Raw genomic sequence first — 25,195 nt, forward strand, 5'->3', positions numbered from 1 at the left:
CCTTGATATGATGTAAGATAGGGGTTGACCGCAGGTCTGAATTTTAATTATGTCAGAAACCGGGCCCTTTTGCAACATTTTTTTAAACAAAAGACCCTTTATTTCTCCGGCGGACAAACGGGCCGGCCAGCAGCATCCCGGCAAAGAAGCCGCCGATATGGGCGAACCAGGCGATGCCGCCGGACTGCTCGCCCGGCAATGGCAGGCTGATCAGCCCGAACAGCAGCTGCAGCACTATCCAGAACCCCAGCACCAGGACGGCCGGGACCCTGACTATCCGGATGAAGATGCCCAGGGGTATAACCGTCAGCACCCCGGCCCGGGGATACAGCAGCAGATAGGCCCCCAGCACCCCGGCCACCGCCCCCGAGGCCCCCACCGTGGGGATGGCCGAATGGGGATTGAACAATATATGCCCCCAGGCGGCGGCCAGGCCGCACAGCAGATAAAAGAACAGATATTTGACATGGCCCAAGGCATCCTCCACGTTGTCGCCGAAGATGAAAAGATACAGCATGTTGCCGATGATGTGCTCCCAGCCGCCGTGGATGAACATGGAGGAAAAGATGCTCCCCCATCCGGCAATGCCCAGGCTCAGCGCGCTGGCGGGGACCAGACCGAAGCGCTGGATGAATTGCGAGACCTCCTGGCCCAACCCGACCTCATAGAGAAAGACCAGCCCGTTGAGGGCGATCAGTAGGGTGTTGACCGCCGGAAAACGGGATGAGGGTATGTCGTCCTTGAGGGGTATCATGGTCTGCCTTTCATGCTCAGCTTAATCCGGAGCGCCGCCGCCAGTACCATTCCCCGGCCAGCAGCAGGGCCATGACCAGCGGAAACAGCCAGGGGACCAAAGGTCTTTCTGCCTCCGCCGGTTGCGGTTCGACCTGATCCAGCCAGTCATCATTGCCGGCCACCGAATCGATATCCCAGTATCTTCCCCGGGTGACCCGGGATATCTCCCTTAACAATCCCCGGTTCTGGAAACGCTCCCTTTCCTGATAGGGGAAGGGCTCCACCCAGAATCGGCCGGAGAGATCGTTTAGTTTTTTGTCCTCCGACGAAAGGATGGATTCATAGCGGTACTCTCCCGGCGGCAGGGCCCCGGCATCGAATATATAAAGCCCCGGTCCCCACTGTGACAATTTACTTCTTTGCCGGAGGCCGTTTCTGCCCTTGATCTCAACCGACCACTCCAGACCCTGGGCCCGGCTGTTTTCCGCCGGCATGGTTCCCTGGAAAATGACCTTTTCGTCGGGATAATAAAAGCTTCGATCGGTGTACAGGGTTATGTTCTGATCCTCCATCCCGGCCAGCCAGCGAAAACTCCCGGTGATCAAGGCGGGATAGACCAGGCTGTCTCCCAGCATCCCCCGGGCGGTCAATTTCCAGGGCCACAGCGACGATGCTGCTATCTGCATCACCCGTCCCCGGCCGAAGTAGCGCCAGGCCCAAAAGGGCAGGTTCTCTTTCTTGTTTTCAAGGCTGGCCAATAGCACCGCATCGGCAGCCAACTGTTTGACCTTCCCCCTGATGTTCAAGGGAGGATATTTTACCATCCGTTTGGCGACCTGTTCGGCCAGGGATCGATCGAACAGGCCGGAGGCCGGGAAATATTCCGTCAGCGAAACCGTTCCCTCGGCGGTTTCGCTGTGGGACGAAGGCATCAGGGGTGCAATGGCATACAGCTGGCGGCTGCGAAAGGCCCAGAGCCAGTCCAGGCCTATTATCAAAAGACCGCATCCTTCGTCCCGCACCCGGGCGGCGATTTCGCCCTCCAGGCCTCTGTCCAGCAGGCTTTCCCGGACACCCTGCAGAACGATCACATCGGCGGTTTTTATTTTATCCCCCGGATCCTGCCGTTCTCCCTCCTGGCTGCCGATGCCCGACCAGCGGTCATCCTTCCACAGATAGGGGTTAAATTCGATATTTTTGGCATCGGCCGCCGTCTGCTGCATGAACCGCAGATCCCATCCCGGATCGCCTGACAAATAGAGAACATTGATCCGGTCTTTTTTTACGTTGATCACCATATTTTTTCGGTCGACGGTGTCGCCCCCGGACAGCATGTTCACGGTATAACGGTTGAGTCCCATTACGGGGGGGACTGTTTCCAGTGTGATCGTTTTTTTACCGGAAGAGTATTCCGCCTGCTGCAGGGTTCTTCCCCGGTTGTCGCTCAGGACCATCTTGCCCCGGTCACTGACATTTTCCAGCTGCAGCTCGATCACCGCCTTCTGCCCGGGAGAGATGTCCTCCGGTGCATTTATCCGGGAGATCGAGGGGTGTTGATCATCAGCCTCCGGGCCGATGCCAACGGTGTATATCGGAAGATCCCCGCCGGCTGTCCCGGATGCCGGATCTCCCGGCGCGTTATGATTGCCGTCCGACAACAGCACCACCGCTTTCGGCTTTAAGGAGACCGCCGCTTTGATCATCTTTATCAGATCGGTATTGTCGGAATACTCAACCGGCCGGCCGGGCAGGGCCTCCCGCAGGCCGTTCTGGTCATAGATGTATTTTTTTACATCCTGCCGGGAGGGTATTTTGCCCAGCAGCTCCATCGCCCTGTCAAAACGTCCGGTCGGACGGCCGTCACGCTGGGCCATGCTGCGGCTGGCATCCGCCACCAGGGCGATGTTGTTCTCCGGCCTGGCAAAAATATTCAGATCAAGTGGAATTCCCCATAGGGCCAAAGCGAACAGGATGATGGCCAAAAGCCGCATTCCGGCCAACCCCAGCCACAGCTTACGGCCGGTCCTTTCCTTTTCGCTTGCCAGCGACCAGAAGGACAGGGCCGTTATCAGGATTATCAGGATCAACTTCATGAAAGGATTATACTTATTATTCGGTGATAAAGTCAATAAAAGTGGCCGGGAAAATGATAAAGCCGTCATGTCTCAACAACAGGACGGCTATTAACAGAGCTAACTTGGCTGAAAAAATTTATGCCTGGGGAGTGCCCTGGGCCGGGGCCGGAGTGTCCTTGCCCCAGGCCATGATGGCGATGATCACGATATTGGCGATCGGGATCAGCAGCAGCAGGCTCCACCAGCCGGGCTTGCCCAGCCTCTCGGCGATCTTCCACCAGATGTAGATCATGGCCACCATCATGACGATCGCTCCCAGCACCGGAATGATGGCCAGCAGTATCGATAAGGTCCACCACCAGGGCAATTTGGCTATCTGGGTCATCAGGTACACATTGCCGATGGGAATGAAGCCCAGCCAGCCGTTGGGGGTGCCGGTCTTTTTGGCAATGGCCATCAGGGCAAAGGCCGAGAACAGGTAGGCGGCCAGCCCCACGAACATCCAGACCACGCCCATCGCCGCCAGCAGACCGGTGCCGATTTGATCTTCCATTTAACATACCTCCAGTTATGTTTTGGGGAATTGCTTATATCTGAACTATACTACGATGACTTATAAAAAGCAAGCGGAAAATCATTTTCTCTCGAAGTGCGGCATATCGAAGGGTATCTCCAGGGACAATTCCACGAATCCCCGGTATTTGCCATCCCTGAACCAGGGGCTTTGGTGGATCAGCTTCTTGATGCCGTTCTTCTCGATGGTGTAGACGTTGGTCCGCTGTTCATTCATCATAGCCTTGAGCTTGCTCCTGGCCGGTTCGGGATGGCAGTCCAAAAGGTTCCGGCCGATCAGCTCCCGGCCGCCGTATCTGGCAAAGGTGACAACGGCCTTGTCGTTCATGTAAAGGATGACCCCCTCCTTGTCGCAGACCGTCACCGCACCGCCGAATCCGTCCACCCACTCCCCGGCCATATTTGTCGCTCCATTGCTTAGGGTTAAAATTTCACCTGGTTGCGGCCTTGGTTCTTGGCCTGGTACATCTTGGCATCGGCCGCCGCCAGCATCTCCCGGTGGCTGGGAAGCCCGACATCATAACACAATCCCAAACTTATGGTGACCTTCAAACCTTCCTGGATCTCCGCCCAGCGGTATTCCTCGATGCTCTTCCTTATCCTCTCGCAGACCATGATCCCGCCGCTGGAGGGGGTCTCCGGCAGCACCAGCACGAACTCCTCCCCGCCGTAACGGGCGACGATGTCCACCCCCCGGCAGTTATCGGTGAATATCTGGGCCACTTTTTTCAGCACCCGGTCGCCCACCTGATGCGAATAGGCATCGTTGATGTTCTTGAAACGGTCGATGTCGGCCATTATCACCGTCAGGTTGCGGCGGTATCTTTTGGCCCGGGCGAACTCGTTCTCCAGCCGCAGGTCCAGATAACGGCGGTTGTAGAGGCCGGTCAGGCCGTCCTCCTTGGTCTGCTGTTCCAGTTCGGCGGTCTTGGCTCCCAGGTCCTCCAGCAGTTTGGATTTCTGCTGGTTGGCCTCGGCCAGCGAGCGGTTCAAATGCTGCAGCTCCTGATAGGCCTGGGCCAGCTCGTCTATCAGGTCCAGCCGGTCGATGGAACTGAGGTCCTGGTGCCTCAACAGCTCCAGCTTCTGCTCCAGATGCTGGGAAAGGTCCTTCACGGCAGACCGGCTGATATTTTACCGGCCGCTCCTTTAACCGGGCGGCTAAGGTAATTATTCCAAAGCTTCGGGTTCTCCATCCCCGTTCTCCTCGTCATCCTTGGCTGCCAGACGGGCCACGTCCACCACCTTGTCCTTGCCGTCCAGATTTATCAGGCGCACCCCCTGGGTGGCCCGGCCCATCACCCTGACGTTCTTGAGGGCCAGCCTTATCACCTGGCCCTCGGTCGAGATGATCATCAATTCGTCGCTGTCCACCACCTCCTTGACCGCCACCAGTTCGCCGGTCTTGTCGGTGAGCTTCATGCTGATGACCCCCTTGCCGCCCCGCCGGGTCACCCGGTAATCGGCGATGTCGCTGCGCTTGCCGTATCCCCGGTCGCAGATGGTCAGCAGGCTGCCCTCCCGCTTGACCACCACCATCCCGATCACGTAATCCTTCTTCTCCAGGGTGATGCCCCGCACCCCGCCGGCGGTCCGGCCCATGGAGCGGACGTCCGACTCGTGGAAGCGGCAGGCCTGCCCCTGGCGGGTGACCAGGATGACGTCCTCGGTGCCGTCGGTCAGCTTGGCCTCTATCAGATGGTCCTGGTCGTCCACCGTGGCGGCGATGATGCCGGCCTTGCGGGGATTGGCGAAGACCGACAGGGCGGTCTTCTTGACCACCCCGCTGCTGGTGGCCATCACCACGAAATGCTGGTCGTCGAATTCCTTGACCGCGATATAGGCGGCGATCTTCTCGTCGGCCTTCAGCTCCAGGAGGTTGCTGATCTGCCGGCCCTTGGTGGCCCGGCCGCCCTCCGGGATCTCGTAGACCTTCAGCCAGTAACAGCGGCCCTTGTCGGTGAAGAACAGGATGTAATGGTGGGTGGAGGCGATGAACATCCCCTCCACGAAATCCTCGTCCTTGGTCTTCATGCCGGTCACCCCCTTGCCTCCCCGGCCCTGCCGCTTGTAGGCCGTGGCCGAAAGGCGCTTGATATAGCCGGCATGGCTGATGGTGATCACCATCTCCTCGTCGACTATCAGGTCCTCGATGGAGAATTTCTCCTCGGCCGCGGCGTGGATCTCGGTGCGACGCTCGTCGCCGTATTTCTTCTTCAGCTCGGCGATTTCCTCCCGGATGACGCCCATCAGCCGGCGCTTGCTGTCCAGGATCCCCTTCAGTTTGGATATCAGTTTGATCAGCTCCTCGTATTCCTCCTCGATCTTCTTGGTCTCCAGGCTGGTCAGCCGCTTGAGGGTCATGTCCAGTATGGCCTGGGCCTGTTCCTCGGAGAGCTTGAACTTCTTCTTGAGCGATTCCTTGGCCGCCTCGACGTTGGCCGACTTCTTGATGATCCTGACCACCTCGTCGATGTTCTCGATGGCGATCTTCAGGCCCTCCAGGATATGGGCCCGTTTTTCGGCCTGGGCCAGTTCGTACCTGGTGCGCCGGGTGACCACATCCACCCGGAAATCGATGAAATGGTTCAGCACCTGATGCAGGTTCAGCACCTTGGGGACCCCGTCCACCAGGGCCAGCATGATCACCCCGAAACTGTTCTGCAGCTGGGTGTGCTGGTACAGCTGGTTGATGGTGACCCGGGGGTCGGCATCCCGCTTCATGGTGATCACCACCCTCATACCGTCCCGGTCGGATTCGTCGTTGATGTCGGCGATCCCGTCCAGCTTCTTGTCCCGCACCAGCTCGGCCACCTTCCCTATCAGGCTGGCCTTGTTGACCTCGTAGGGCAGCTCGGAGATGATGATGTATTCCTTGCCGCTCTTGGCGGTCTCCACCATCACCTTGCCCCGGATCACCACCTTGCCCCGGCCGGTCAGGTAGGCGTCCCGGATCCCGGAGACCCCCATGATCATGCCGCCGGTGGGAAAATCCGGCCCCTTGACTATCTTCAGCAGTTTCTCCGGCTTCAGCTCCGGCTCGTCGATCAGGGCGGTGACGGCGTCGCACACCTCGCCCAGATTGTGGGGCGGGATGTTGGTGGCCATGCCCACCGCGATCCCCGAGGAGCCGTTGACCAGCAGGCCGGGCAGCAGCGAGGGCAGCACCGAGGGCTCCTGGAGCGATCCGTCGTAGTTGTCCACGAACTTGACGGTGTCCTTGTCTATATCCTTGAGCACCTCGGCCGATATCCGGGACAGCCTGGCCTCGGTATAGCGCTGGGCGGCCGGCGGGTCGCCGTCCACCGAGCCGAAGTTGCCCTGGCCGTCCACCAGCATGTAGCGCAGCGAGAACTCCTGGGCCATCCGCACCATGGAGTCGTAGATGGCCTGGTCGCCGTGGGGATGGAATTTACCCATCACCTCTCCCACGATGCGGGCGCTCTTCTTGTAGGGCTTGTTATGGGCCATGCCCAGCTCGCTCATGGCGTACAGTATCCGGCGGTGCACCGGCTTCAGGCCGTCCCTGACGTCCGGCAGGGCCCGGCCCACGATCACCGACATGGAGTAGTTCAGGTAGGAGGTCTTCATCTCCTCCTCGATCTCGCAGCCGATTATTCTCTCTCTTTCAAGTGCCATCCATATATCCTTTATATTATTTTTTCTTGGCCCTGTCGATAGGCGGAGTCTTTTTATCCTGCGCCTTCAGGTCCTCGATGGTCATTCGTCCCTGGTCCGGGCAGCTTTCGGCCTCCTCTTTTGACATCCGGTACAGTTCGATATCCACCCAATGGCCCTTCTGGCAGGCCTGGTAGAAGGCCAGGTATTCCCTCTTGTCCGTCAGGTCGGCCGCTATGGCGTATTTGCTTCCCTGGACGATGCCCACCAACACCTCGTCGTTCTTCACATAGAACATCTTTTCGGTGGCCGGTCCGATCCTCTGGGCCAGTTCCAGCACCTTTTTAACCGCATAATATTTGGCAGCCATGGCGCCTCCAAATATGATTTATTTATATGCCCGATCATCCAATGCCTGAGACCATCTCTGCGTCTTAGTGTCTCTCCCGCCACCACAGGGTAGTACATATAGCCCGCCACCGCAGGCAAATCCATATAGGCTGGTCTGCCTATGGCATGAGCGGGTCCGCCTGGGGCGGAGCGACCAGATCAGATATCCAAATTCTTGACGTACTTGGCGTTCTGCTCGATGAACAGCCGCCGGGGCTCCACCGCGTCGCCCATCAGCATGGTGAATATATGGTCGGCCTCCACCGCATCGTCGATATTCACCTTCAGCAGGGTCCGCCGTTCGGGGTCCATGGTGGTCTTCCACAGCTGCTCCGGATTCATCTCGCCCAGGCCCTTGTAACGCTGGACGTTGACATTATCCTTGCCCAGCCGGGTGACCACCTTGTCCAGCTCCTCCTCGTTGTAGACATAATGCTCCTCCTTGGCTTTTCCCACCCGGTACAACGGCGGCTGGGCAATGTAGACATATCCCCTCTCTATCAGGGGGCGCATATATCGGAAGAAAAAGGTCAGCAGCAGGGTGCGGATATGGGCCCCGTCCACATCGGCGTCGGTCATGATGATCAGCTTGTGGTAGCGGGACCTCTCCACATCAAAGTCGTCCTGCCCGATGCCGGTGCCCATGGCGGTGATGATGGTGCGGATCTCCTCGTTGGCCAGCATCTTGTCCAGCCGGGTCTTCTCCACGTTGAGGATCTTGCCCCTCAAGGGCAATATCGCCTGGAAGCGCCGGTCCCGGCCCTGTTTGGCCGAGCCTCCGGCCGAGTCGCCCTCCACCAGGTACAGTTCGCACAGCTGGGGGTCGGTCAGGGAGCAGTCGGCCAGTTTCCCCGGCAGCCCGGATGTTTCCAGGGCGTTCTTGCGCCTGACCAGGTCCCGGGCCTTGCGGGCCGCCAGCCGGGAGCGGGCCGACAGTACGCCCTTTTCGCATATTTTATTGGCCACCGAGGAGTTCTCCTCGAAGAAGTTGGACAGCTCCTGGCCCACCAGCGATTCCACGATCCCCTTGACCTCCGAATTCCCCAGCTTGGTCTTGGTCTGCCCCTCGAACTGGGGCTGTTTGACCTTTACCGAGACCACCGCCGTCAGCCCCTCGCGGACGTCGTCCCCGGACAGGGTGAAGTCGTCCTTCTTCAGCAGGTTGTTCTTCTTGATGTAGTCGTTGATGATCCTGGTCAGGGCCGATTTGAAGCCTATCAGGTGGGTGCCGCCCTCGATGGTGTTGATGTTGTTGCAGAAGGAGAATATGTTGTCGTCGTAGGAATCGTTGTACTGCAGGGCCACCTCCACCTGCACCCCGTCGCCCTCCTTGGCCACGTAGATGGGCTTGTGCAGCGGGGTCTTGTTCTCGTCCAGGAATTTGACGAAGGAGACGATCCCCCCGTCGTATTTGAAATTGTGGGACTTGCCGCTTCTTTCGTCGGCCAGGTCTATCGACAGTCCGCGGTTCAGGAAGGCCAGCTCCCTCAGGCGTCCGGCCAGGGTGTCGAAAACGAAAGCGGTGGCCTTGAAGATCTCCTTGTCGGGCAGGAAATTCACGGTGGAGCCGGTCTGGGTGGTTTTCCCGGTCACCTTGAGTTCGCTCTTGGTGATCCCCCGCTCGTATCTTTGATGATGCACCTTGCCGTCGCGCAGCACCTCCACCTCCAGCCATTCCGACAGGGCATTTACCACCGACACCCCCACCCCGTGCAGGCCGCCGGAGATGGCGTACGATTTATTATCAAATTTGCCCCCGGCATGCAGCACCGTCAGGGCCACCTCCACCCCGGGCTTTTTCTCGGTGGGGTGCAGGTCCACCGGGAATCCCCGCCCGTCGTCGATCACGGTTATGGAGCCATCCTTGCGAATGAAGACCTGGATATGGGTGCAGAATCCGGCCAGGGCCTCGTCCACCGAATTATCCACCACCTCATAGACCAGATGGTGAAGCCCCCGGCTGCCGGTGTCGCCGATATACATGGCCGGCCTGCGGCGCACCGCCTCCAGGCCCTTTAAGACCGTTATTTTTTCGCTGGAATAGCTGTCCTTGGCTGTCATACCTCTCCTTATGATATCCGATATTTATGATTTTCTCTTTTTTAGAAGGGACCCACCTTGAAGGTGATCTCCTTGACGGCCTCGGCCCCGATCAGCTGGTTTATTTTTCCCTTGAGCCGGACCTTGAGCAGGGTGCATTCCTGCACCCAGGCCGGGCTCTTGGCCTCCACCATCAGCCGGCCCCGGATCACCGAGACCGCCCGGGTGTTGGCCGCCATCTTGGGGCCGGCCGCCTCCGGCCACAACGCCAGGGCCCGGGTCTCATCCATCCGCTGGTCTATCTCCAGGGATCTCAGGACCCGGCCCAGGATGTCCCCCACTGTTTCCAGTTTTTTCATTCCTGCCTCACAGATCGCATGATAGATGGATCATGGCTCCGGCCAGCTTTGACACGGCCTGTTTGAACTTCGGATCCCCCCAGCCCTGAATCCACCCGCTCTCCTGGAGCTGGTCGGAGATCACAAACACCGCCGCCGCCGGGATGCCGTATTCCCCGGCCACGGCAAAAAGACCGGCCCCCTCCATCTCCACGCAGGCCGCCCCCATTTTGCGGTATTCCCGGACCTTGGCGCTGGTCTCCCGATAGGGGGCGTCAGTGCACCAATGGACCGCCAGCCGGGGCTCCAGCCCCTGTTCCCTTAAGCGGTCATTCAGCTGGCGGGCAAGCCGGCCGTCGGACGGGATCACCGACTGAAAATCGTGCCCGTAACATACCCCGGTGCCGGTCTCGTTGATGGCTCCGGTGGAGACCACCAGATCCCCGATATTCAGTTCCGGGGATATGGAGCCGGCGATGCCGATGTAGACCACCTTTTTCACCCCCAAAGCCAGCAACGTTTCCGCCTGGATGGCCATGGCCGGCGATGCTATCCGGCTCTCGACAAAAAGGGTGTCGTGGTGGATATAGGCGTCCTTCACCACCCGGTGGCTGAACTCCTGAAGACCAGCCTGATGCTTGATCTGGTGCCACAGATATCGGAAAGACAGCACCGCCGGGCATTCCAGCATGATATCCTGGTAGGACAAGCCGTCCCCGGATATGCTCTCCTCTATAAAGGCCCGGGCCGATGTGATGGAATTATTCATTTCTTTCAGTAGAACTTCACCGAATGGTCTTTCAGCCGGCCTTCCCGGTAGTTGAACTTGGCCGAGAAGAATTTTTCATCCTCCAGCCAGGGCAGGAAGATATGATCGCCCTCCCACAGGTCCAGCTTTAATAGTTCCTGGTCTTTGACCCATTTCAAATAGCCCTCGGCCGAATCCAGCAGTTTCCCCCGGAATCTTTGGGCGGTGAAGACGAACACATACCAATCGTCCCATTGGTCGAACGAGGGAAAGGTCAGGAACCCGTTCAGATGGGGGTCTTTTACCAGCAGGCCGCTTTCCTCCTTTACCTCCCGGATGACGCACTCCTCCGGGGTCTCTCCCGGCTGCATCTTACCGCCCAGGCCGTTCCATTTGCCGTAATGCAGGTCGTCCTTGCGTTTGATGCGGTGCATCATCAGGGTCCGGCCATCCTTTTTGATGTAGCACAGAGTGGCTAGCTTCATAATAGCGAATAGATCATGGTTATTGGATGACAGGGGGCATCCTGTCCAATTTACTTATCAAGGGAAAGAGGTGATCCCGTGGTCTTTTGTGTTTCTGTGTTTAAAAAATCCGTGTTTATCCCTGTGCCAAAAACATCATTCCGGTACAATCAGTCCATCATCCACCCGGAACTTTTTAAAACCGTCCTGCCGGGTGATGTCGTTCTCGTGGGCCGAAGCGATGAACACCTGGCATTCCGGATCGAGCTGATGGATCAACGATTCGGAACGGCCGCTGTCCAGTTCGGCAAATATTTCGTCCATCAGGATCACCGGTTTTTCCTTAAGCTGGGCGGCCATGATCTCGGCCATGGCCAATTTCAAGGCGATGGCCGCCGTTCGCTGCTGGCCCTGCGAGCCGAACTGGCGGATGCGCATGCCGGCCAGCGATATCTCCAGGTCGTCGCGGTGCGGCCCGAACATGGTGATGCCCCGCCGGCGCTCGAATTCGAATCCGGTGGCCAGGGCCTTGGCAAAGGCCTGCTCGATCGGCTGGCCCGGCTCGAATTTGTATGACAAATGGTAGCGCAGGCCCAGCCGCTCCCGCCCGCCGGAGATGCCCACATACCGGCTGCCCGCCATCTCCTTCAGATCGTCGATGACCTCCATCCGTTTCCGGACCAGCTTCATTCCGCAATCCACCAGCTGCTGGTTCCAGGCCTCCAGCGAGGCGGCGTTGCTGCGCCCTTCCTTGATGGCGTACAGCAGCTGGTTGCGCTGCTTAAGTATCCGGTTGTAATCCTGCAGATCGGCCAGGTAGGTTCTGGAGAACTGGGAGATGGCCAGATCCATAAAACGGCGGCGCACTCCGGGGCCGGACTTGCATAGATCGTCGTCCTCCGGGGACAGGCTGATCACCGGCATCCGGCCTATCAGCTCCGATAGTTTTTGCTGCAGCTCGCCGTTGATCTTCAGCCGCTTCTCTTCCTTATTATAAGCCGCCTCGACATTGATGTCGCCCTCGGCCGTTTGGGCCCGGCCCTCCAGCCGGAACCAGTCCCTGGTAAATCCTATCATCTGTTCATCCTCGGCCACGCTCCTCATGGAACGACCGATGCACAGGTAATGGATGGCCTCCAGCAGATTGGTCTTGCCCGATCCGTTGATACCTAAAAAAAGATTCTTTCCCGGCGAAAACTCCAGATCAAAAACAGATAGATTCCTGAAATTGCTTCCCTTGGCCGTCTTAATAAACATTCTACTTCCCTGTTTTCAAATACCCAAAGTGATGTGTTTGACAATTAATTATACCACAACATATAGATAAAATGCAAAGGTTTTTTATTAATTTTTAGCACCATAATGGATTATATTTCAATAACTTAGACGCTAATCGATCTGATTATTTTCACAGAATGATGAGATATTTATTAAAATCAAAGAAATATGCCAAAAAATAAAATAATCTTGAAAAAAAAGTCATTTACTGATATACTTAACCTTTAATTGTGAAAGATCGTTGGGCGGTTAGCTCAGCTGGTTAGAGCGCTGGTCTCACATACCAGAGGTCACAAGTTCGAATCTTGTACCGCCCACCATAATTACAAAACACAAAAAGAGGCATCACTTGATGTCTCTTTTTTATTTTAAGACAGATTCTGCGACGGCACATCCGCCGCAGCCCGGCTTCGCTGTTTGGCAGCCGGCGGAGAATCCCGTATTATCCCCCATAAAACCCAAAAAGCTTCCCGGTTTTGGGAAGCTTTTTAGTTAGGCCCGGTGATAAATGCCGGCCGGATCAATTGTCTATGTTATTCGCACCGTTTGCCGTTTGGGGCGCTACGAATTTATAAACCCCCCGCTTGAACCCGGGCTGGCATACATCCACGAACCGGTCCCCGATGGCCATTATTGCCTCCTTGCTGGCCATAAAGGCATCCACCACGGCAGGATCAAAGGCACGACCGCGGTCGTCCTGGACCATTTTCATCGCCTGTTCGACCGGAACCGCCTCCCGGTAAGGGCGATGGAAACAGAGGGCGTCGAAGACATCCACTACGGCGGTGATCCGCCCGACCAGGGGGATGGCCTCTTTATGCAGCCCCCGGGGATAGCCGCTGCCGTCCCATCTTTCGTGATGGGTGAGCGAAACGTCCTCCGCAATCCGCAATACTTGCGAATCAGACCCGGACAGGATGGCGGCCCCGATCATCGGGTGTTCCCGCATTTTCTGGACCTCCTCCTCGTTGAGTTTGCCCGGCTTTTGCAGGATATGGTCCGGGATGCCGATCTTCCCAATATCGTGCATGGGCACGGCATAGAGGCACATGTCGGCGAAGCTCTGGGGCTGTCCCATCCGCCGGGCGATGGCCGCCGCGTAATGGCTTACCCGTACGATATGGGCCCCGGTATCCTGGTCCTTGAACTCGGCCGCCTTGGCCAGCCGGTGGATGGTATCCAGTGTGGTCTGTTCGATCCTCTGCAGGGCGTTTTGCAGGGCGCTGGCCTTCTTGGCGATCTCTGATTCCAGTTCTATGCCGTGGCGCTGCAATACCCTCTCAGCCCATCTGCGGTCGGTTATGTCTTCGATGGCCAGGAGGATGATCTGCTCAACCCCTGACGGCCGGCGGATCAGCCGGGCATTCAAAAGCATTACCCGCCGGCCAATGGCAGCAAAATCGTGCTCGACCTCATAATCATCAAATGTTGTCTGCTGGGCCAGGATGGTTTCCAGCATTTCCCTGAGCCTGGGGATATCCCACTGGCGGTCGCCCAGATCATACACCAGCTGTCCCAAGGTTTCCTCGGGTTTTACCTTGAAGACTTCGTAGAAAGAACTATTGGCAGTGACCACCCGTAGGTCGTGATCCAGGGCAAGCAACGGCTCACGAACGGTATTAATGATACCCTCGGCATATTCGGGAGCCATATCTTCATGCCGTTGCTGCGACTCTTTCTGCGGCATCGAATTTAATCCTTCGAATTTTCTGTGAGGTTCATGACAGATACTGAACATTTAGTTTAATATATTTCACCGCATCCGTCAAGTCAAAATTCACCTGTCTGTCAAAACAAGGCATTCCAGCCATCAAAAAGCCGTTCACTGGATGGCTTTTCTTTTTTTATCGTCTGATGGACGTAAAATTTTCTTGACATCAAGAGGTCATTAAAGTTACCATTAAACCATGCCCTTAAAAGCCACCGACATAACATCTTCGATAACAGAATATCTGTCTGGGAAGCGTTACGACTCCGGCGCCAGATCGCTTATCGAACACAGCCGGGACCTGCTTCAGCCGGGCAGGCTTGGGGAACTGAAGAAGCTTTTGGCAATGATCCCCCGGGAGCATTTCCTGCGCCACCCCAAGCTTATCCTGATAGCGGCCAATGCCGATTACCAGAGCGGCGAACTAAAATCAGCCCTGCGTTATCTTACCACCGCCATTCCCGTTTTAAAAAAAGCCCGGGACCGTTCCTCGCTTTCCGCCGCCTACCGTTACCTTTCTTACATCCATCAGGACATGGGACAGAACCAAAAAGCCATAGCTGACAGCAGGCAGGGCCTGAAATACCTGGACCAGAATGACTACCGGGGACGGGCCGGACTGCTGGCGGCCATGGCCGGGAGTTACTGGAGGCTGCTGGACTACAAAAAGGCCTCCAAAGTCTACGCCCAGGTGATGGACATCTATATCCGGGCCGGCGACAAGGAGGGACAGATCCGCACCCTGGCCAATTCATCGGCCATCACCAAGGCTTTGGGCCAGCTGGAAAAAGCCCGGAAGGAAAAAGAGGAGGTCCTGCGTTTTTACCGGAATTCAGACAACCGGCGCAGTTACTGCCTGGCGGCGGTGAACCTTTCGTCCCTTTACCTGGAGATGTTCGAACTGGAGAAGGCCGAATTTCTGCTGACCGCGGCCATACCGGAGATCGAGAAGATCGGCCTGGGAATGGCTCTGGGCCCGGCCAGGGTCTACCTGGGAGAAGTCCAGATGCACCAGGGACGGTTCCCCGAGGCGGAAAAGACCCTTAAATTTGCATTAGATAAAACCGACAGCGCTGAAGAAGCGTCATATCATTTTTCCTGCCTGATAGCCTTAAGCATCCTCTATCGCCTGCAGGGCAACCTTTCCCTTTCCCTGAGATACGCCTTAGGATCCTTGGAAAAGATATCCCCGGAGCGTCCGCTGGACACCGCCCAGGCCCATCATAATGTATCCCGGGTGTATTTTGCGGCCAAGGATTTTGCCAAAGCCCTGCATTACGCCAAAAGATCATCCGCGGTGTATGCCCGGACCGGAATGGCATACCAGCAGTCCCGGGCCCTGCTTAATCTGGCGCAGATCTATCTGGGGCAAAAAAAACTGCCGGCCTTCGGACAGGCCTTCTCACAGGGACTGAATATCTGCCGGGAACGCAATTATGATTTCTTTTTCAATGGCCGGTATCCCGAAAGTTTTTGGCCCCTGATCCCGGCCTATTTAAAAACAAACGGCTCCTCTAAATACCTGAACCAGCTGGCTGAAATATTCGATCCGTCCAAGACAGCTTCGAACCGTTCCCCGGCCGACCGCAGGCCGGCGATCACCACCCTGGGTTCCCTGGGGATTCTGATGGACGGGCAACCGGTAGAGCGCTGGAAAAGGACCGCCTCCCGGCAGGTACTGGGTATTTTATTGTCACGCCATGTTTCCCGGGAGGCGGATCCCCGCAATGATTCTGAGCAGTTCATCCCTTCCCAGGTGCTGAGCCTGATGTTGTGGCCCAAAAAAAGCCTGGCTTCGGCGTCGATAAACCTTCAGGTGGCGGTGGCCGAGCTGCGCAGGCTCTTTGAGCCCGGTCTCAAGGACGGAAAAAATTCGCAGTATGTAGAATTTCGGAACGGCTGTTACCGGATAGATATTGACAATATCTCTCTGGATTTTATGGATTTCGTTGCGGCGGTCCGCAAGGGCCAGCAGGCGGAGATCACCGGACAGCCTCCGGCCGCCCTGGAATTCTACCGCCAGGCGGTGGAGGTCTACCGCGGCGATTTTCTGCCGGATATCAAGCTGATCGAAATGGAAGGGACCCGGGAGCGGTTGCGTCAATTATATTTTCAGGCGCTGCTTTCCCTGGCAGGTTTATATCTCAAACAAGACCGGTTGGACGATGCGGTCAAATATGCCGCCCTGGCCGTTTCCCGGGAGCGCTGTCTGGAGGAGGCTCACCGCATACTTATGACGGCTTATCACCTCATGGGGCGGAAAGAACTTATTTCCAAGCAGTTCCAAATCTGCCAAACGGCCCTGCGCAGGGATCTGGGACTGGATGTCAGCCCCGAGACCATTGCCTTGTATAAGGAGTGTTCAAAGTAGTCAAACAGCGGTTATTTTGTAAGCGATTTGTAAGCGGCTTTTGTTAAAATCAGTTTGACCAACAGCCGTTTTTTAATTTATACTGGACATGAAAAGCATCAAAATAATAAGGGTCAACGCCTTTAAAAATGGCGACCCCGACAAATTGACCATCCAGGGGGTTTGGGGCGGGCAACTGGATGTTGATTTCGGGAGAACCAACGGAAAGACGGTCCCGGCGGGCAGCCAAAGACCGGAGGTGATCCTGGCTTACCTTCCGCCCTTCGTCCGGAACGTAATATTGGAGCCGGACGGCTTTCTAATCAATTCCGCTTCGGAAATGCCCTTTAAGGTCTATTTGCTTGACCATCAAAATACCATACTGAACACCATAAAACCCGGACGCATCGGGGAAAGCGGCCTTTGGCAGTGCAAGGTGTCGCGGAATATTTTCAAGGCTGTCCGTAAAATATTAATAAACTGATTCAAGGAGGTTAGATCTCATGAAACTTAATTGGTTAGTCTCTCTGGCTGTCCTGTTGTTCGCCGAATACCCGGCCCAAGCGGCAACCAGCATAAGCTTTGGCAGCAAACCGGTCTTCGATGGGGTGATATCTCCGGGGGAATGGCAGGATGCCACGCTTAAAACCTTCACTACTTCCGGTGGGACCGATTCGGTATGGTTGAAATATTTTCAGGACACCATATTCATGGCGATCAAGAACCCCAATACCGTCGCCACCAGCCTGAACTGGATCCTTTTGGACATCAATTACGATCGTCTGACCGCCCCCCAACCCGACGACCATTTGTTATCGGGCATAATTGACGGCGGCAGATATGAGAAGGTCGGAAACGGCACGGCCTGGGAAGCGGTGCCGATCCAGCCTGTCGGCTGGACGGACTCGGTCAGCGCCGGGACCGGATATTGGGCGGCGGAATGGAAAATATTCTACTCCAAACTGGGGCTGACTCCGGGGACAGCCGATACCTTCGGCTTTGCCGCTTCGAACTATGTCGATGGCACCGGGTATTGGTGGCCGGCCGGCGTGAATTACAACATCCCGTCAAGCTGGGAAGCGGTCACTTCGGCTGCAAACTGGGGAATGCCCGCAGGCTCGATAACCGACACCCTCTTTGATTTCGGCCCGGTCTATGCCGGGGATTCCGCCGTCTGCAGCTCGATCTATTTGAAAAATACCGGCAGCTATGCCCTCACCGTCAGCGGTCTTGATGTTACTTCCGGGCCTTTCACCCTGCTGACTTCGGCGCCCTTCAATGTGGCTGCCAATGACAGCCAGGCCATCCTGGTCAGCTTCGAACCGGTGATCTCCGGCTCTTACAGCGACACCCTGACAGTGACCACCGACGACCCGGCAAGCCCGGTCGTGACCTGCGTCATATCCGGCAGCAGCATCGAGAACACCGTGGTCGATGTGCCTTTGGGAGAGATACCTGTTTTCGACGGCGTGCTTTCGCCCGGCGAGTGGTCGGATGCCGCCTTCATCACCCCGCACACTACCACTCTAAATGATACCGTCTGGTTCAAATACAATCGGGATACCCTTTATGCCGGATTCAAGGGAGCCGACAGCTTCGCCGGCAATCAGCAGCAATTGTATTTCGACAACAATTATGACCGGGCCACTCTTCCGATAGAAGACGACCACCGGCTTCGCATTCATATAGACGGGTATAAAGAGGAAGGTGTCGGGGCAGGTTTTGGGTGGGTGACCGCCACGATATCTGGCTGGGATGCCATTGGCGGGGCCTCGCCTGGAAGGTGGTGCTCCGAATGGAAGATAGCCCTATCCAAGCTGGACATAGTGCCTGGCACGGCGGATAGTATTGGAATGTCTGCCGTTGTCTATTCATTCGCACCCGGAGCCGGCGGCAATTATTGGCCTTCTACTTTCAACTGGGAAAATCCCAGCACCTGGGGTCTGATGAAATCCAGCTCGAAGTGGGGCCTGGCAGCCATTTCGGCCAATGAGAACCAGCACGATTTTGGTTATATCAAGCCGGATGACTCGCTATCCTGGACATCTCTTTATATAAAAAACACCGGCAGCCTGGACCTGGATCTCGACAGCCTGCGATCCGGAACCGGTTATTTCAGGATTGATCCCCTGACCGATTCATTGCTGGCCCCCGGCGACAGCCTGGCGGTCGCCGTTTGGTTCAAACCGGACTCCTCCGGGGCCTATCTGGACACCCTGCGCATTTACTCCAATGATCCGGTCAACAACCCCGGCAGAATATCTCTGGCCGGAAACGGGGCATATATTATTGACGTGCCCTGGGGCACAATGCCTATATTTGAAGGGACTATCGAGCCGGCGGAGTGGGCTGATGCCCACTGCGACAGCTTCTTGCTTGAGGACCAGACCAAAAAGTACCACAATGTGGACACTTTCTGGGTCAAGTATAATTCCGATACCCTTTATCTGGCTTTGATAACTCCCAATTATGCTGACTACAAGATAACCAGCCATTCCCTGATCTTCGATCTGAAGTTTGACCGTACTTCGACAGTGCAGGCCGATGACCACAGATTTTTGGTCGTATCTGACGGGGAACCGGTGGAATTTGTCGGCCTGGCCGGGGTTTGGGATAAGGTCACACCGGCGGGATGGCGATCTGATTTTTCAGCCAAGGATAATCTGGTGACCTTCTATGCCGTTCCCTTCGACCGGCTCGATCTCAGTATCGGCGCCAATGACACCATCGGCTTCGCGGTGCTGGCCGAAGGCGATGGCGGGATCTACGGCCGGTGGCCGGTGGCCTCCGATTCGGTCGGGCCGGCCAGCTGGGGTATTCTGACCTCCAGCGCCGGGTGGACCGGGGTGATGGGCAAGCCGGATGACCAGCCGAAGATCAGGTCTTTCTCCCTGGCCAATGCCTATCCCAATCCGGCCAACCGGCAGGTCAACCTGAATTATCAACTGCCCGCCCCGGCCAATGTCAGACTGAACATCTACAATATTGCCGGACAGCTGGTGAAGTGTTTTGATCAGGGATGCCAATCAGCCGGGTCATACTCCATCAGATACAACATCGCGGCTTTGCCCAACGGCATCTATTTTTATCAGATTGACGCCGGAGCATTCAAGGCTACCAAAAGAATGATGGTCATCCGGTAAAACCATCCGGCAAACAATAAAAAAAGGGAGAGCTGCGGCTCTCCCTTTTTGCATCTTCAGTTTCATTTTAGAAATTTCCAGATAAGATAGATGGTGGCCCCCCAGGCCCCCGGTCCGTGGCACAGCACCGCCGCCCAGATGTTCCCGGTATGCTCGGTCAGCCAGGCCAGGGTCAGCCCCCCGGCAAATACAATCGCCACCAGTGGCAGCCCGGTCCATCCCGGCATCAAAAAGCTTATGGTCACCAGATGATATACGGTGAACAGCAGGGCCGATATCAGAATATGCCGCTTGAAACCGGCCCGCCGGGCCAAGAGGCCCTGAAGTCCGGCCCGCCAGTAAAGTTCCTCACCCACCGGCAGTATCACCGCCACGAAAATGAAGAACTGGAGGAGTCCGGCCGGAAAAGCATTGCTTTGATAGAGTTTTTGGGAACACAATTTAAGCATATTGTCCGGGATCGCTTTACCGAAATAGAAGTTCCCTGCCCAAATGCTGAGCACCGCCACCGTCCCGGCCGAGATCAGCCCCAGCCCCAGGCTTTTGATCATCTTGCCTGCCGGCAGTTTTGCCCTTTCCTCCAGCCCGTAGGCTTTGACCTGCCAGAAGGCCCCGCCGTAAAACACCACCGAGGAGAGGATGATGGCCAGCCAGGCGTCGTTCAGCAGCCACAGGGCCAGCCAGTTCACCAGGGCCGGGGTCAGGGTGAGGACCGCCAGCAAAAGGGACAGGTCCTTTTTGTTTTTAACCGTTAGGGCCTTATTCATCGGTCGCCTTTTCAGGGACGATATTCTCCAAAAGCTTCAGCACCTCGGCCTCGGTCCCGGCATGCATCAATTCCTGCCGCAGGGCCGCCGCCCCGGGGATCCCTTTGATATACCAACCCAGATGCTTTCGCATCTCCCGGATGCCGCGGAGCTCCCCCTTGTCGGCCACCGACATTTTTATATGTTCTTGGACCACCCGCATCCTCTCCTGCCAGTTTGCAATTTGTAATTTTGAATTTGGGATTTGGAATTCCGAATTCAAAGCGGCATTGATCTCGGCAAACAAAAAGGGGTTCCCCAGCGCCGCCCGGCCCACCATCACCAGGTCGCATCCGGTCTGTTCGATCATCCTCCGGGCGTCGGCTCCCGAGGTTATATCGCCGTTGCCGATCACCGGTATCTTTGCCTGCTGTTTTATTTTTGTGATGATGGTCCAGTCGGCCTGGCCGGAGAACATCTGGCTCCTGGTCCGGCCGTGGACGGCAATGGCAGCGATACCGCATTGTTCCAGAAGTTTGGCCACCTCCAAAGCGTTCTCCGATCCCACCTCCCAGCCGCTGCGGATCTTGGCCAGCACCGGTCGTTGGGCGACACTGATCACCGCCCTGGCTATCTGGGCTATCTTTTCCGGAAATTTAAGCAGGGCCGACCCGCCGCCGTTCTTGACTATCTTGGGGGCCGGGCAGCCGAAGTTGAGATCGTAGTAATCCGGCTGAATGTCCCTTTCCAGCCGCTCCACCGATTCGGCAAAGGCCAAAGGGCGGGTGCCGAAAAGCTGGACGGCGATGGGCCGCTCCTCCTCCCGGAATGATAACATCCTGATGGTCTTGGAATGCCCGCGGGACAGGGCCTCGGCCGAGATCATCTCGGAATACACCAGGGCGGCGCCGTGGCGGCGGCAGATAAGACGAAAGGCCGAATCGGTAATGCCCGCCATGGGGGCCAACACCGCCCGGCCCTTTAGAATATTTGGATCGAATGTTTTGGCCAATTATATTTACCGCTAAAAATTAATCCCTGCCCTTTTGCCATTTATTGAAGAATATCCAGGCCAGTATCAAAAACAGCCCGACCAATATCGATACCAGCCGCCGGTCGGCCAGCGACAGCAGCATGGCCAGGATAGCCAGAAAAACCGTTATGCCGTACAGGAACATCACCGCCCCCTGGTGGCTGAAGCCGATGGTCAGCAATGTGTGGTGGACGTGTTCCTTGTCGGCCCGGTAGAACATCTGGCCCCGCCAGGTGCGGCGCAAAACGGCGCTGAAGGTGTCCACGATGGGCACCCCCAGGGCGGCTATGGGTATCAGCAGGGCCACCGTGGCTATGCTTTTCATGGTCCCCAGGGTGGTCATGGCCGCCAGGATGAATCCGATGAAGGTGGCCCCCGAATCCCCCAGGAAGATGCGGGCCGGATGGAAATTGAACGGCAGGAAGCCCAGCAGGGCGCCGACGGTGACTATCGCCAGCAGGCCGATCAGCCCCTCCCCGGAGGCCTCGGCCGAGACAAAGATGGTGGCGGCCACGATTATAGCGATGCCGGCCGCCAGCCCGTCCAGCCCGTCGATGAAATTGATGGCGTTGATCATGAACACGATCCATAGGGCCGTGAACGGTATGCTGAAAAGGCCCAGCTCGAAGACGCCCCCCAGCGGGCTGGGCAGGAGGGTCACGCAGAAGCCCCCGGCTATAAGAATGCCGGCGGCGGCAAACTGAAAGACCAGCCGCAGGCCCACCGAGGCGTTTTTCAGGTCATCATATAACCCCACCCCCAGGATCAGCAGGCCCCCGAGGGTTATGGTGGCGAACTTCCCGGCCCATCCGTGGAAGATGCCGGGCCAAAGTGATTTTATCAGCCAGATGGTGATCAGCACCGCGGCTGCCACGGCCGCCCCCCCCAGGCAGGGCATGGCCTTTTGGTGTATCTTTCTCAGGCCGGGCCGGTCGAACACCTTGCCTTTGACCGAAACGTACAGGGCCAGCGGCGTCAGCAGCAGGCTCAATACGGCGGCTATGAAAAATGCTGTCAGATAATGCAATGCGGTCCCTTTAGATTTAGAAGCCGCCCTCATTCGATGACGGCGGCCGGATTTATTTTTATTTCGAGAGCTCCCGGATCAGAAGGTCCAGTTCGTCCTTGGTCCTCTTCTCGGTGACCGAGATCAGAAGATGGCCCTCCAGTTGTTTAAAGAACCGTCCCAGATCCAGCCCGGCCAGGATGCCCTTCTGCCTAAGTTCTGCCAGAACCTGAGGAGCCGGCCGGTTGGTCTTGTATACGAATTCCTTGAAGAACGGCGCCTTAAAAGCCGGCCCCAGCTGCTCCGCCAGGTAATGGCTTTTCTGAAGGCAGAGTTCGGCCGCCTGTTTGATGCCGTCGCGCCCCATCAGTGACAGGTAGACGGTGGCCGCCAGGGCGCACAGGGCCTGGTTGGAGCAGATATTGGAGGAAGCTTTTTCCCGGCGGATATGCTGTTCCCTGGCCTGCATGGTCAGCACCAGCCCTTCCCGGCCCTGGCTGTCGTTGGTCAGGCCCACGATCCTTCCCGGCATCAGTCTCAGCAGGGAATTCTTGGCGGCCAGCAGCCCCAGGTAGGGGCCGCCCAGCCCCATGGGAATCCCCAACGGCTGCCCCTCGCCGGTGACGATATCGGCGCCATAGCTGCCGGGGGCTTTTAAAATTCCCAGCGATATCGGGTCGGCCGAGACCACCAATAGCGCGCCTTTCTTATGGGCAATGTCCGATATTTCCTCGACCGGTTCCAGTGCGCCCAGGAAATTGGGATGCTGGATCAGGACGGCCGCGGTTTTATCGTCGATGGTTCTTTCCAATTCCTCCAGGCTGGTGACCCCGTCCTTCCAGGGGATCTCGGCTATTTCTATGTTCAATCCCCGGCAGTAGGTTTTCAGCACTTCGCGGTAATCCGGGTGGACGGTGCTGGAAATGATCAGTTTTTTGCGTTTGGTGTGGCTGCAGGCCATCAGCCCGGCCTCGGTCAGGGCGGTGGCCCCGTCGTACATCGAGGCGTTGGCCACATCCATACCCGTCAGGGCCGCTATCAGGCTTTGGAACTCCCATATCACCTGGAGGGTGCCCTGGCTGACCTCGGCCTGATAGGGGGTATAGGCGGTATAGAACTCCGGCCGGGACAGGATGTGGTCCACCGCGGCCGGAATATAATGATCGTAAGCCCCCCCGCCCAGGAAGGATATCATCTCCCCGGCCGGCCTGTTGATCTTGGAGATCCCGGTGATCTCACGGACCGCCTCCATCTCGGACAGCGGGGCCGGCAGATCCAGTTTGGATTTTAAAAGAATGTCCCGCGGGATGTCCGCTATCAATTCATTGAAATCCTTGACCCCGATCCGGGCCAGCATATCCTGAATGTTTTCCGGGGTATTGGCAATATACGGCATAATTCTCTTTCAAACTTTTTGAACTTCTTTTACCTCTTGAACCCTACCGGGCCCCTTGCTCATGATTAATGTCCGTGCTTCTCCATCTTTTCGTAAGCCTCGGCATCCATCAGTTTCCCGGCCTGGGAGATATCGGATAATTTGATCTTGACCATCCAGCCCCGGCCGTAGGCATCCTTGTTGACCAGGTCGGGGGTGCCTTCCAGGTCGCCGTTGATCGCGGCCACCTCGCCGGACAACGGGGCGTTCAGGTCGGACACCGCCTTGACCGCCTCCACCGTGCCGAAGGGCTTGGCCATCTCCACCTTGGAGCCGACGGCCGGCATCTCCACGAAGACGATATCCCCCAGCTCGCCCTGGGCGAAATCGGTGATGCCGACGGTGGCGGTGTCGCCCTCGATCCGGGCCCACTCGTGGCTGGCGGTGTACTTGAGGTCCTTGGGAAAGTTCATGGTTCCTCCAATTTATTTATATTTTAAATTAAAAATAATATTCCCACAATTTGTTTTTACCATCGCCCAATAATAATCTGCCTTCATTTACATTAATGCCTTCGGTTGTTCCCAATACTTCTTGATATACCAATTTCCAATCAGAAAGATCATAAATACTTAGTAATGCTTTCCCGGTTGCGGTCGAGGATCGTGTTACAACGGCCAACAATTTTTCCTTATTATTCTTAGAATCAATAATAATGCCTCGTGGCCCGTGATAACCCAATCCAACAGGCAGTTCGTCTTCAAATAGTTTAGTGCCGGTTAAATTAAATATTTTTAGCTTGTCATCATAGACGCGTATTAAGTATGTTTTCCCGGCATTATCAATAACATCAAATTCTAATATCCATGCATTAACACGAATTTTTTGAATTTGATTGCCATTTATATCCCATATTTTAAATGTATCTTTTGATGAAGTAATGACAAGTCGTTTGTCATTTAATGTTATTGGGTGAATATCCGAATAGCGACCAGGTTTTTTCCAAACAACTTTACCCCTCTCGTTTAAACAATATAAATAACCGTCATCGGCAACATAAAATTCATACACCTTATCATTATTTAAATCTTCGACTGCCATTTTATATGGGTGCACAAGTAAATTGGGTTTGAACTCCCAAATCCTTTTCCCATTATTGTCCAACAGACCGATAACACCATATCCGCCACCTCTTTGAACAATTTCAAATTCACCATCATTATTTAGATCAATTAAATAAGGTGATAAACCAAACCATATGGTTTCCCCCTTAGCGTCTGTATATTCGATTTTTCTTATAACTTGATAATCTTTTGGTGTTAGAAACCAAATCCCGGTTTGCCCTATTACAGCAAAATATTTATTACCTCTCCATTCAATTTTTTGGATATTCTTTATTGTCCCCCTAACACAATCGTTGAATATTAATTTTTTCTTCAAACCGACTGTATTGACTTTGATTTCATTCGGAATTTTGGGACTCGGTTGTCTCGGTTTGGAGTTACAACTTACTAATATTAAGCAAGATAAAACAATAAGCTTAAAACTACTCATACAACCATACTCTCCCACATA

The 25,195-nt window shown here is 56.0% G+C and carries 22 protein-coding genes and 1 tRNA gene; 4 read left to right on the plus strand and 19 right to left on the minus strand.

What is annotated here, in order from left to right; genetic code table 11:
- Positions 1-82: 82 nt before the first annotated feature.
- The 12 genes from RDU76_02570 to recF all read right to left on the minus strand — a co-directional run bounded on the left by RDU76_02570 (position 83) and on the right by recF (position 12,238).
- Positions 83-754, minus strand: coding sequence for a rhomboid family intramembrane serine protease (locus tag RDU76_02570; GenBank protein MDQ7797814.1), 672 nt, complete (start codon positions 752-754; stop codon positions 83-85).
- 16 nt (positions 755-770) lie between these two features.
- The gene (locus RDU76_02575) at positions 771-2,828 is read right to left on the minus strand and encodes a VWA domain-containing protein (protein ID MDQ7797815.1); all 2,058 of its coding nucleotides are present in this window, start codon (positions 2,826-2,828) and stop codon (positions 771-773) included.
- 118 nt (positions 2,829-2,946) lie between these two features.
- On the minus strand, positions 2,947-3,363 hold the full coding sequence (locus tag RDU76_02580) for a hypothetical protein (GenBank protein MDQ7797816.1): 417 nt from the start codon (positions 3,361-3,363) through the stop codon (positions 2,947-2,949).
- Positions 3,364-3,444: 81 nt separating this feature from the next.
- Positions 3,445-3,783 (minus strand): PAS domain-containing protein, encoded by a 339-nt coding sequence (locus tag RDU76_02585; protein MDQ7797817.1) that lies wholly within the window; start codon positions 3,781-3,783, stop codon positions 3,445-3,447.
- Between the two features lie 23 nt (positions 3,784-3,806).
- Positions 3,807-4,499 (minus strand): GGDEF domain-containing protein, encoded by a 693-nt coding sequence (locus tag RDU76_02590; GenBank protein ID MDQ7797818.1) that lies wholly within the window; start codon positions 4,497-4,499, stop codon positions 3,807-3,809.
- A gap of 54 nt (positions 4,500-4,553) precedes the next feature.
- Positions 4,554-7,022: a DNA gyrase subunit A gene (gene gyrA / locus RDU76_02595; GenBank protein ID MDQ7797819.1), complete on the minus strand. Its 2,469-nt coding sequence runs from the start codon at positions 7,020-7,022 to the stop codon at positions 4,554-4,556.
- A gap of 16 nt (positions 7,023-7,038) precedes the next feature.
- Positions 7,039-7,371, minus strand: a complete 333-nt coding sequence (locus RDU76_02600; GenBank protein ID MDQ7797820.1) for a hypothetical protein — start codon at positions 7,369-7,371, stop codon at positions 7,039-7,041.
- Between the two features lie 179 nt (positions 7,372-7,550).
- Positions 7,551-9,452 (minus strand): DNA topoisomerase (ATP-hydrolyzing) subunit B, encoded by a 1,902-nt coding sequence (gene gyrB, locus RDU76_02605; GenBank protein ID MDQ7797821.1) that lies wholly within the window; start codon positions 9,450-9,452, stop codon positions 7,551-7,553.
- A 41-nt stretch (positions 9,453-9,493) separates the two neighbouring features.
- Positions 9,494-9,790 (minus strand): DUF721 domain-containing protein, encoded by a 297-nt coding sequence (locus tag RDU76_02610; GenBank protein ID MDQ7797822.1) that lies wholly within the window; start codon positions 9,788-9,790, stop codon positions 9,494-9,496.
- Positions 9,791-9,797: 7 nt separating this feature from the next.
- Positions 9,798-10,538, minus strand: a complete 741-nt coding sequence (locus RDU76_02615) for a hypothetical protein (GenBank protein MDQ7797823.1) — start codon at positions 10,536-10,538, stop codon at positions 9,798-9,800.
- Between the two features lie 5 nt (positions 10,539-10,543).
- Positions 10,544-11,002, minus strand: coding sequence for an 8-oxo-dGTP diphosphatase (locus RDU76_02620; GenBank protein ID MDQ7797824.1), 459 nt, complete (start codon positions 11,000-11,002; stop codon positions 10,544-10,546).
- A 135-nt stretch (positions 11,003-11,137) separates the two neighbouring features.
- Positions 11,138-12,238 carry a DNA replication/repair protein RecF gene (recF, locus tag RDU76_02625; protein ID MDQ7797825.1) on the minus strand — a complete coding sequence of 367 codons (1,101 nt, stop codon included), beginning with the start codon at positions 12,236-12,238 and terminating at the stop codon, positions 11,138-11,140.
- A 264-nt stretch (positions 12,239-12,502) separates the two neighbouring features.
- On the opposite strand from recF, the gene RDU76_02630 reads away from it, so the two are divergent.
- Positions 12,503-12,579 (plus strand) — tRNA-Val (locus RDU76_02630).
- Between the two features lie 200 nt (positions 12,580-12,779).
- Here the strand turns inward: RDU76_02630 and RDU76_02635 are convergent.
- Complete coding sequence (locus RDU76_02635; GenBank protein MDQ7797826.1) at positions 12,780-13,946, minus strand: HD domain-containing protein; 1,167 nt, start codon at positions 13,944-13,946, stop codon at positions 12,780-12,782.
- Between the two features lie 220 nt (positions 13,947-14,166).
- On the opposite strand from RDU76_02635, the gene RDU76_02640 reads away from it, so the two are divergent.
- From RDU76_02640 to RDU76_02650, 3 genes are all read left to right on the plus strand, one after another.
- Complete coding sequence (locus RDU76_02640; GenBank protein ID MDQ7797827.1) at positions 14,167-16,338, plus strand: BTAD domain-containing putative transcriptional regulator; 2,172 nt, start codon at positions 14,167-14,169, stop codon at positions 16,336-16,338.
- An 88-nt stretch (positions 16,339-16,426) separates the two neighbouring features.
- On the plus strand, positions 16,427-16,801 hold the full coding sequence (locus RDU76_02645; GenBank protein ID MDQ7797828.1) for a hypothetical protein: 375 nt from the start codon (positions 16,427-16,429) through the stop codon (positions 16,799-16,801).
- Positions 16,802-16,820: 19 nt separating this feature from the next.
- Positions 16,821-19,460, plus strand: coding sequence for a choice-of-anchor D domain-containing protein (locus RDU76_02650; protein MDQ7797829.1), 2,640 nt, complete (start codon positions 16,821-16,823; stop codon positions 19,458-19,460).
- Positions 19,461-19,522: 62 nt separating this feature from the next.
- Here the strand turns inward: RDU76_02650 and RDU76_02655 are convergent, their stop codons facing one another.
- The 6 genes from RDU76_02655 to RDU76_02680 all read right to left on the minus strand — a co-directional run bounded on the left by RDU76_02655 (position 19,523) and on the right by RDU76_02680 (position 25,174).
- The gene (locus RDU76_02655; GenBank protein ID MDQ7797830.1) at positions 19,523-20,227 is read right to left on the minus strand and encodes a CPBP family intramembrane glutamic endopeptidase; all 705 of its coding nucleotides are present in this window, start codon (positions 20,225-20,227) and stop codon (positions 19,523-19,525) included.
- A complete protein-coding gene (dusB, locus tag RDU76_02660) occupies positions 20,220-21,218 on the minus strand; it encodes a tRNA dihydrouridine synthase DusB (protein MDQ7797831.1) in 999 nt (332 codons plus the stop codon). The genes RDU76_02655 and dusB overlap by 8 nt, the downstream gene beginning before the upstream one ends.
- 19 nt (positions 21,219-21,237) lie before the next feature.
- Entirely contained in the window at positions 21,238-22,266 is a 1,029-nt protein-coding gene (locus RDU76_02665) for an MraY family glycosyltransferase (GenBank protein ID MDQ7797832.1), read from the minus strand.
- Between the two features lie 58 nt (positions 22,267-22,324).
- Complete coding sequence (gene gcvPA / locus RDU76_02670; protein ID MDQ7797833.1) at positions 22,325-23,641, minus strand: aminomethyl-transferring glycine dehydrogenase subunit GcvPA; 1,317 nt, start codon at positions 23,639-23,641, stop codon at positions 22,325-22,327.
- 65 nt (positions 23,642-23,706) lie between these two features.
- The gene (gene gcvH / locus RDU76_02675) at positions 23,707-24,093 is read right to left on the minus strand and encodes a glycine cleavage system protein GcvH (protein MDQ7797834.1); all 387 of its coding nucleotides are present in this window, start codon (positions 24,091-24,093) and stop codon (positions 23,707-23,709) included.
- A gap of 28 nt (positions 24,094-24,121) precedes the next feature.
- Positions 24,122-25,174, minus strand: a complete 1,053-nt coding sequence (locus RDU76_02680; GenBank protein ID MDQ7797835.1) for a hypothetical protein — start codon at positions 25,172-25,174, stop codon at positions 24,122-24,124.
- Positions 25,175-25,195: the final 21 nt, after the last annotated feature.

This window comes from Candidatus Edwardsbacteria bacterium (assembly GCA_031082425.1).
In the GTDB taxonomy this organism is placed as follows: Bacteria; Edwardsbacteria; AC1; order AC1; family EtOH8; genus UBA2226.

Excerpts from the sequence above, each read along its gene's own strand:
- gcvH (MDQ7797834.1), bottom strand. The coding sequence starts at position 24,093 with ATGAACTTTCCCAAGGACCTCAAGTACACCGCCAGCCACGAGTGGGCC.
- RDU76_02645 (MDQ7797828.1), top strand. The coding sequence starts at position 16,427 with ATGAAAAGCATCAAAATAATAAGGGTCAACGCCTTTAAAAATGGCGAC.
- RDU76_02640 (MDQ7797827.1), top strand. The coding sequence starts at position 14,167 with ATGCCCTTAAAAGCCACCGACATAACATCTTCGATAACAGAATATCTG.
- RDU76_02650 (MDQ7797829.1), top strand. The coding sequence starts at position 16,821 with ATGAAACTTAATTGGTTAGTCTCTCTGGCTGTCCTGTTGTTCGCCGAA.
- gcvPA (MDQ7797833.1), bottom strand. The coding sequence starts at position 23,641 with ATGCCGTATATTGCCAATACCCCGGAAAACATTCAGGATATGCTGGCC.
- RDU76_02580 (MDQ7797816.1), bottom strand. The coding sequence starts at position 3,363 with ATGGAAGATCAAATCGGCACCGGTCTGCTGGCGGCGATGGGCGTGGTC.
- RDU76_02610 (MDQ7797822.1), bottom strand. The coding sequence starts at position 9,790 with ATGAAAAAACTGGAAACAGTGGGGGACATCCTGGGCCGGGTCCTGAGA.
- gyrA (MDQ7797819.1), bottom strand. The coding sequence starts at position 7,022 with ATGGCACTTGAAAGAGAGAGAATAATCGGCTGCGAGATCGAGGAGGAG.
- RDU76_02635 (MDQ7797826.1), bottom strand. The coding sequence starts at position 13,946 with ATGCCGCAGAAAGAGTCGCAGCAACGGCATGAAGATATGGCTCCCGAA.
- gyrB (MDQ7797821.1), bottom strand. The coding sequence starts at position 9,452 with ATGACAGCCAAGGACAGCTATTCCAGCGAAAAAATAACGGTCTTAAAG.
- RDU76_02655 (MDQ7797830.1), bottom strand. The coding sequence starts at position 20,227 with ATGAATAAGGCCCTAACGGTTAAAAACAAAAAGGACCTGTCCCTTTTG.
- RDU76_02600 (MDQ7797820.1), bottom strand. The coding sequence starts at position 7,371 with ATGGCTGCCAAATATTATGCGGTTAAAAAGGTGCTGGAACTGGCCCAG.
- RDU76_02620 (MDQ7797824.1), bottom strand. The coding sequence starts at position 11,002 with ATGAAGCTAGCCACTCTGTGCTACATCAAAAAGGATGGCCGGACCCTG.
- RDU76_02570 (MDQ7797814.1), bottom strand. The coding sequence starts at position 754 with ATGATACCCCTCAAGGACGACATACCCTCATCCCGTTTTCCGGCGGTC.
- recF (MDQ7797825.1), bottom strand. The coding sequence starts at position 12,238 with ATGTTTATTAAGACGGCCAAGGGAAGCAATTTCAGGAATCTATCTGTT.
- RDU76_02585 (MDQ7797817.1), bottom strand. The coding sequence starts at position 3,783 with ATGGCCGGGGAGTGGGTGGACGGATTCGGCGGTGCGGTGACGGTCTGC.
- RDU76_02615 (MDQ7797823.1), bottom strand. The coding sequence starts at position 10,538 with ATGAATAATTCCATCACATCGGCCCGGGCCTTTATAGAGGAGAGCATA.
- RDU76_02680 (MDQ7797835.1), bottom strand. The coding sequence starts at position 25,174 with ATGAGTAGTTTTAAGCTTATTGTTTTATCTTGCTTAATATTAGTAAGT.
- RDU76_02575 (MDQ7797815.1), bottom strand. The coding sequence starts at position 2,828 with ATGAAGTTGATCCTGATAATCCTGATAACGGCCCTGTCCTTCTGGTCG.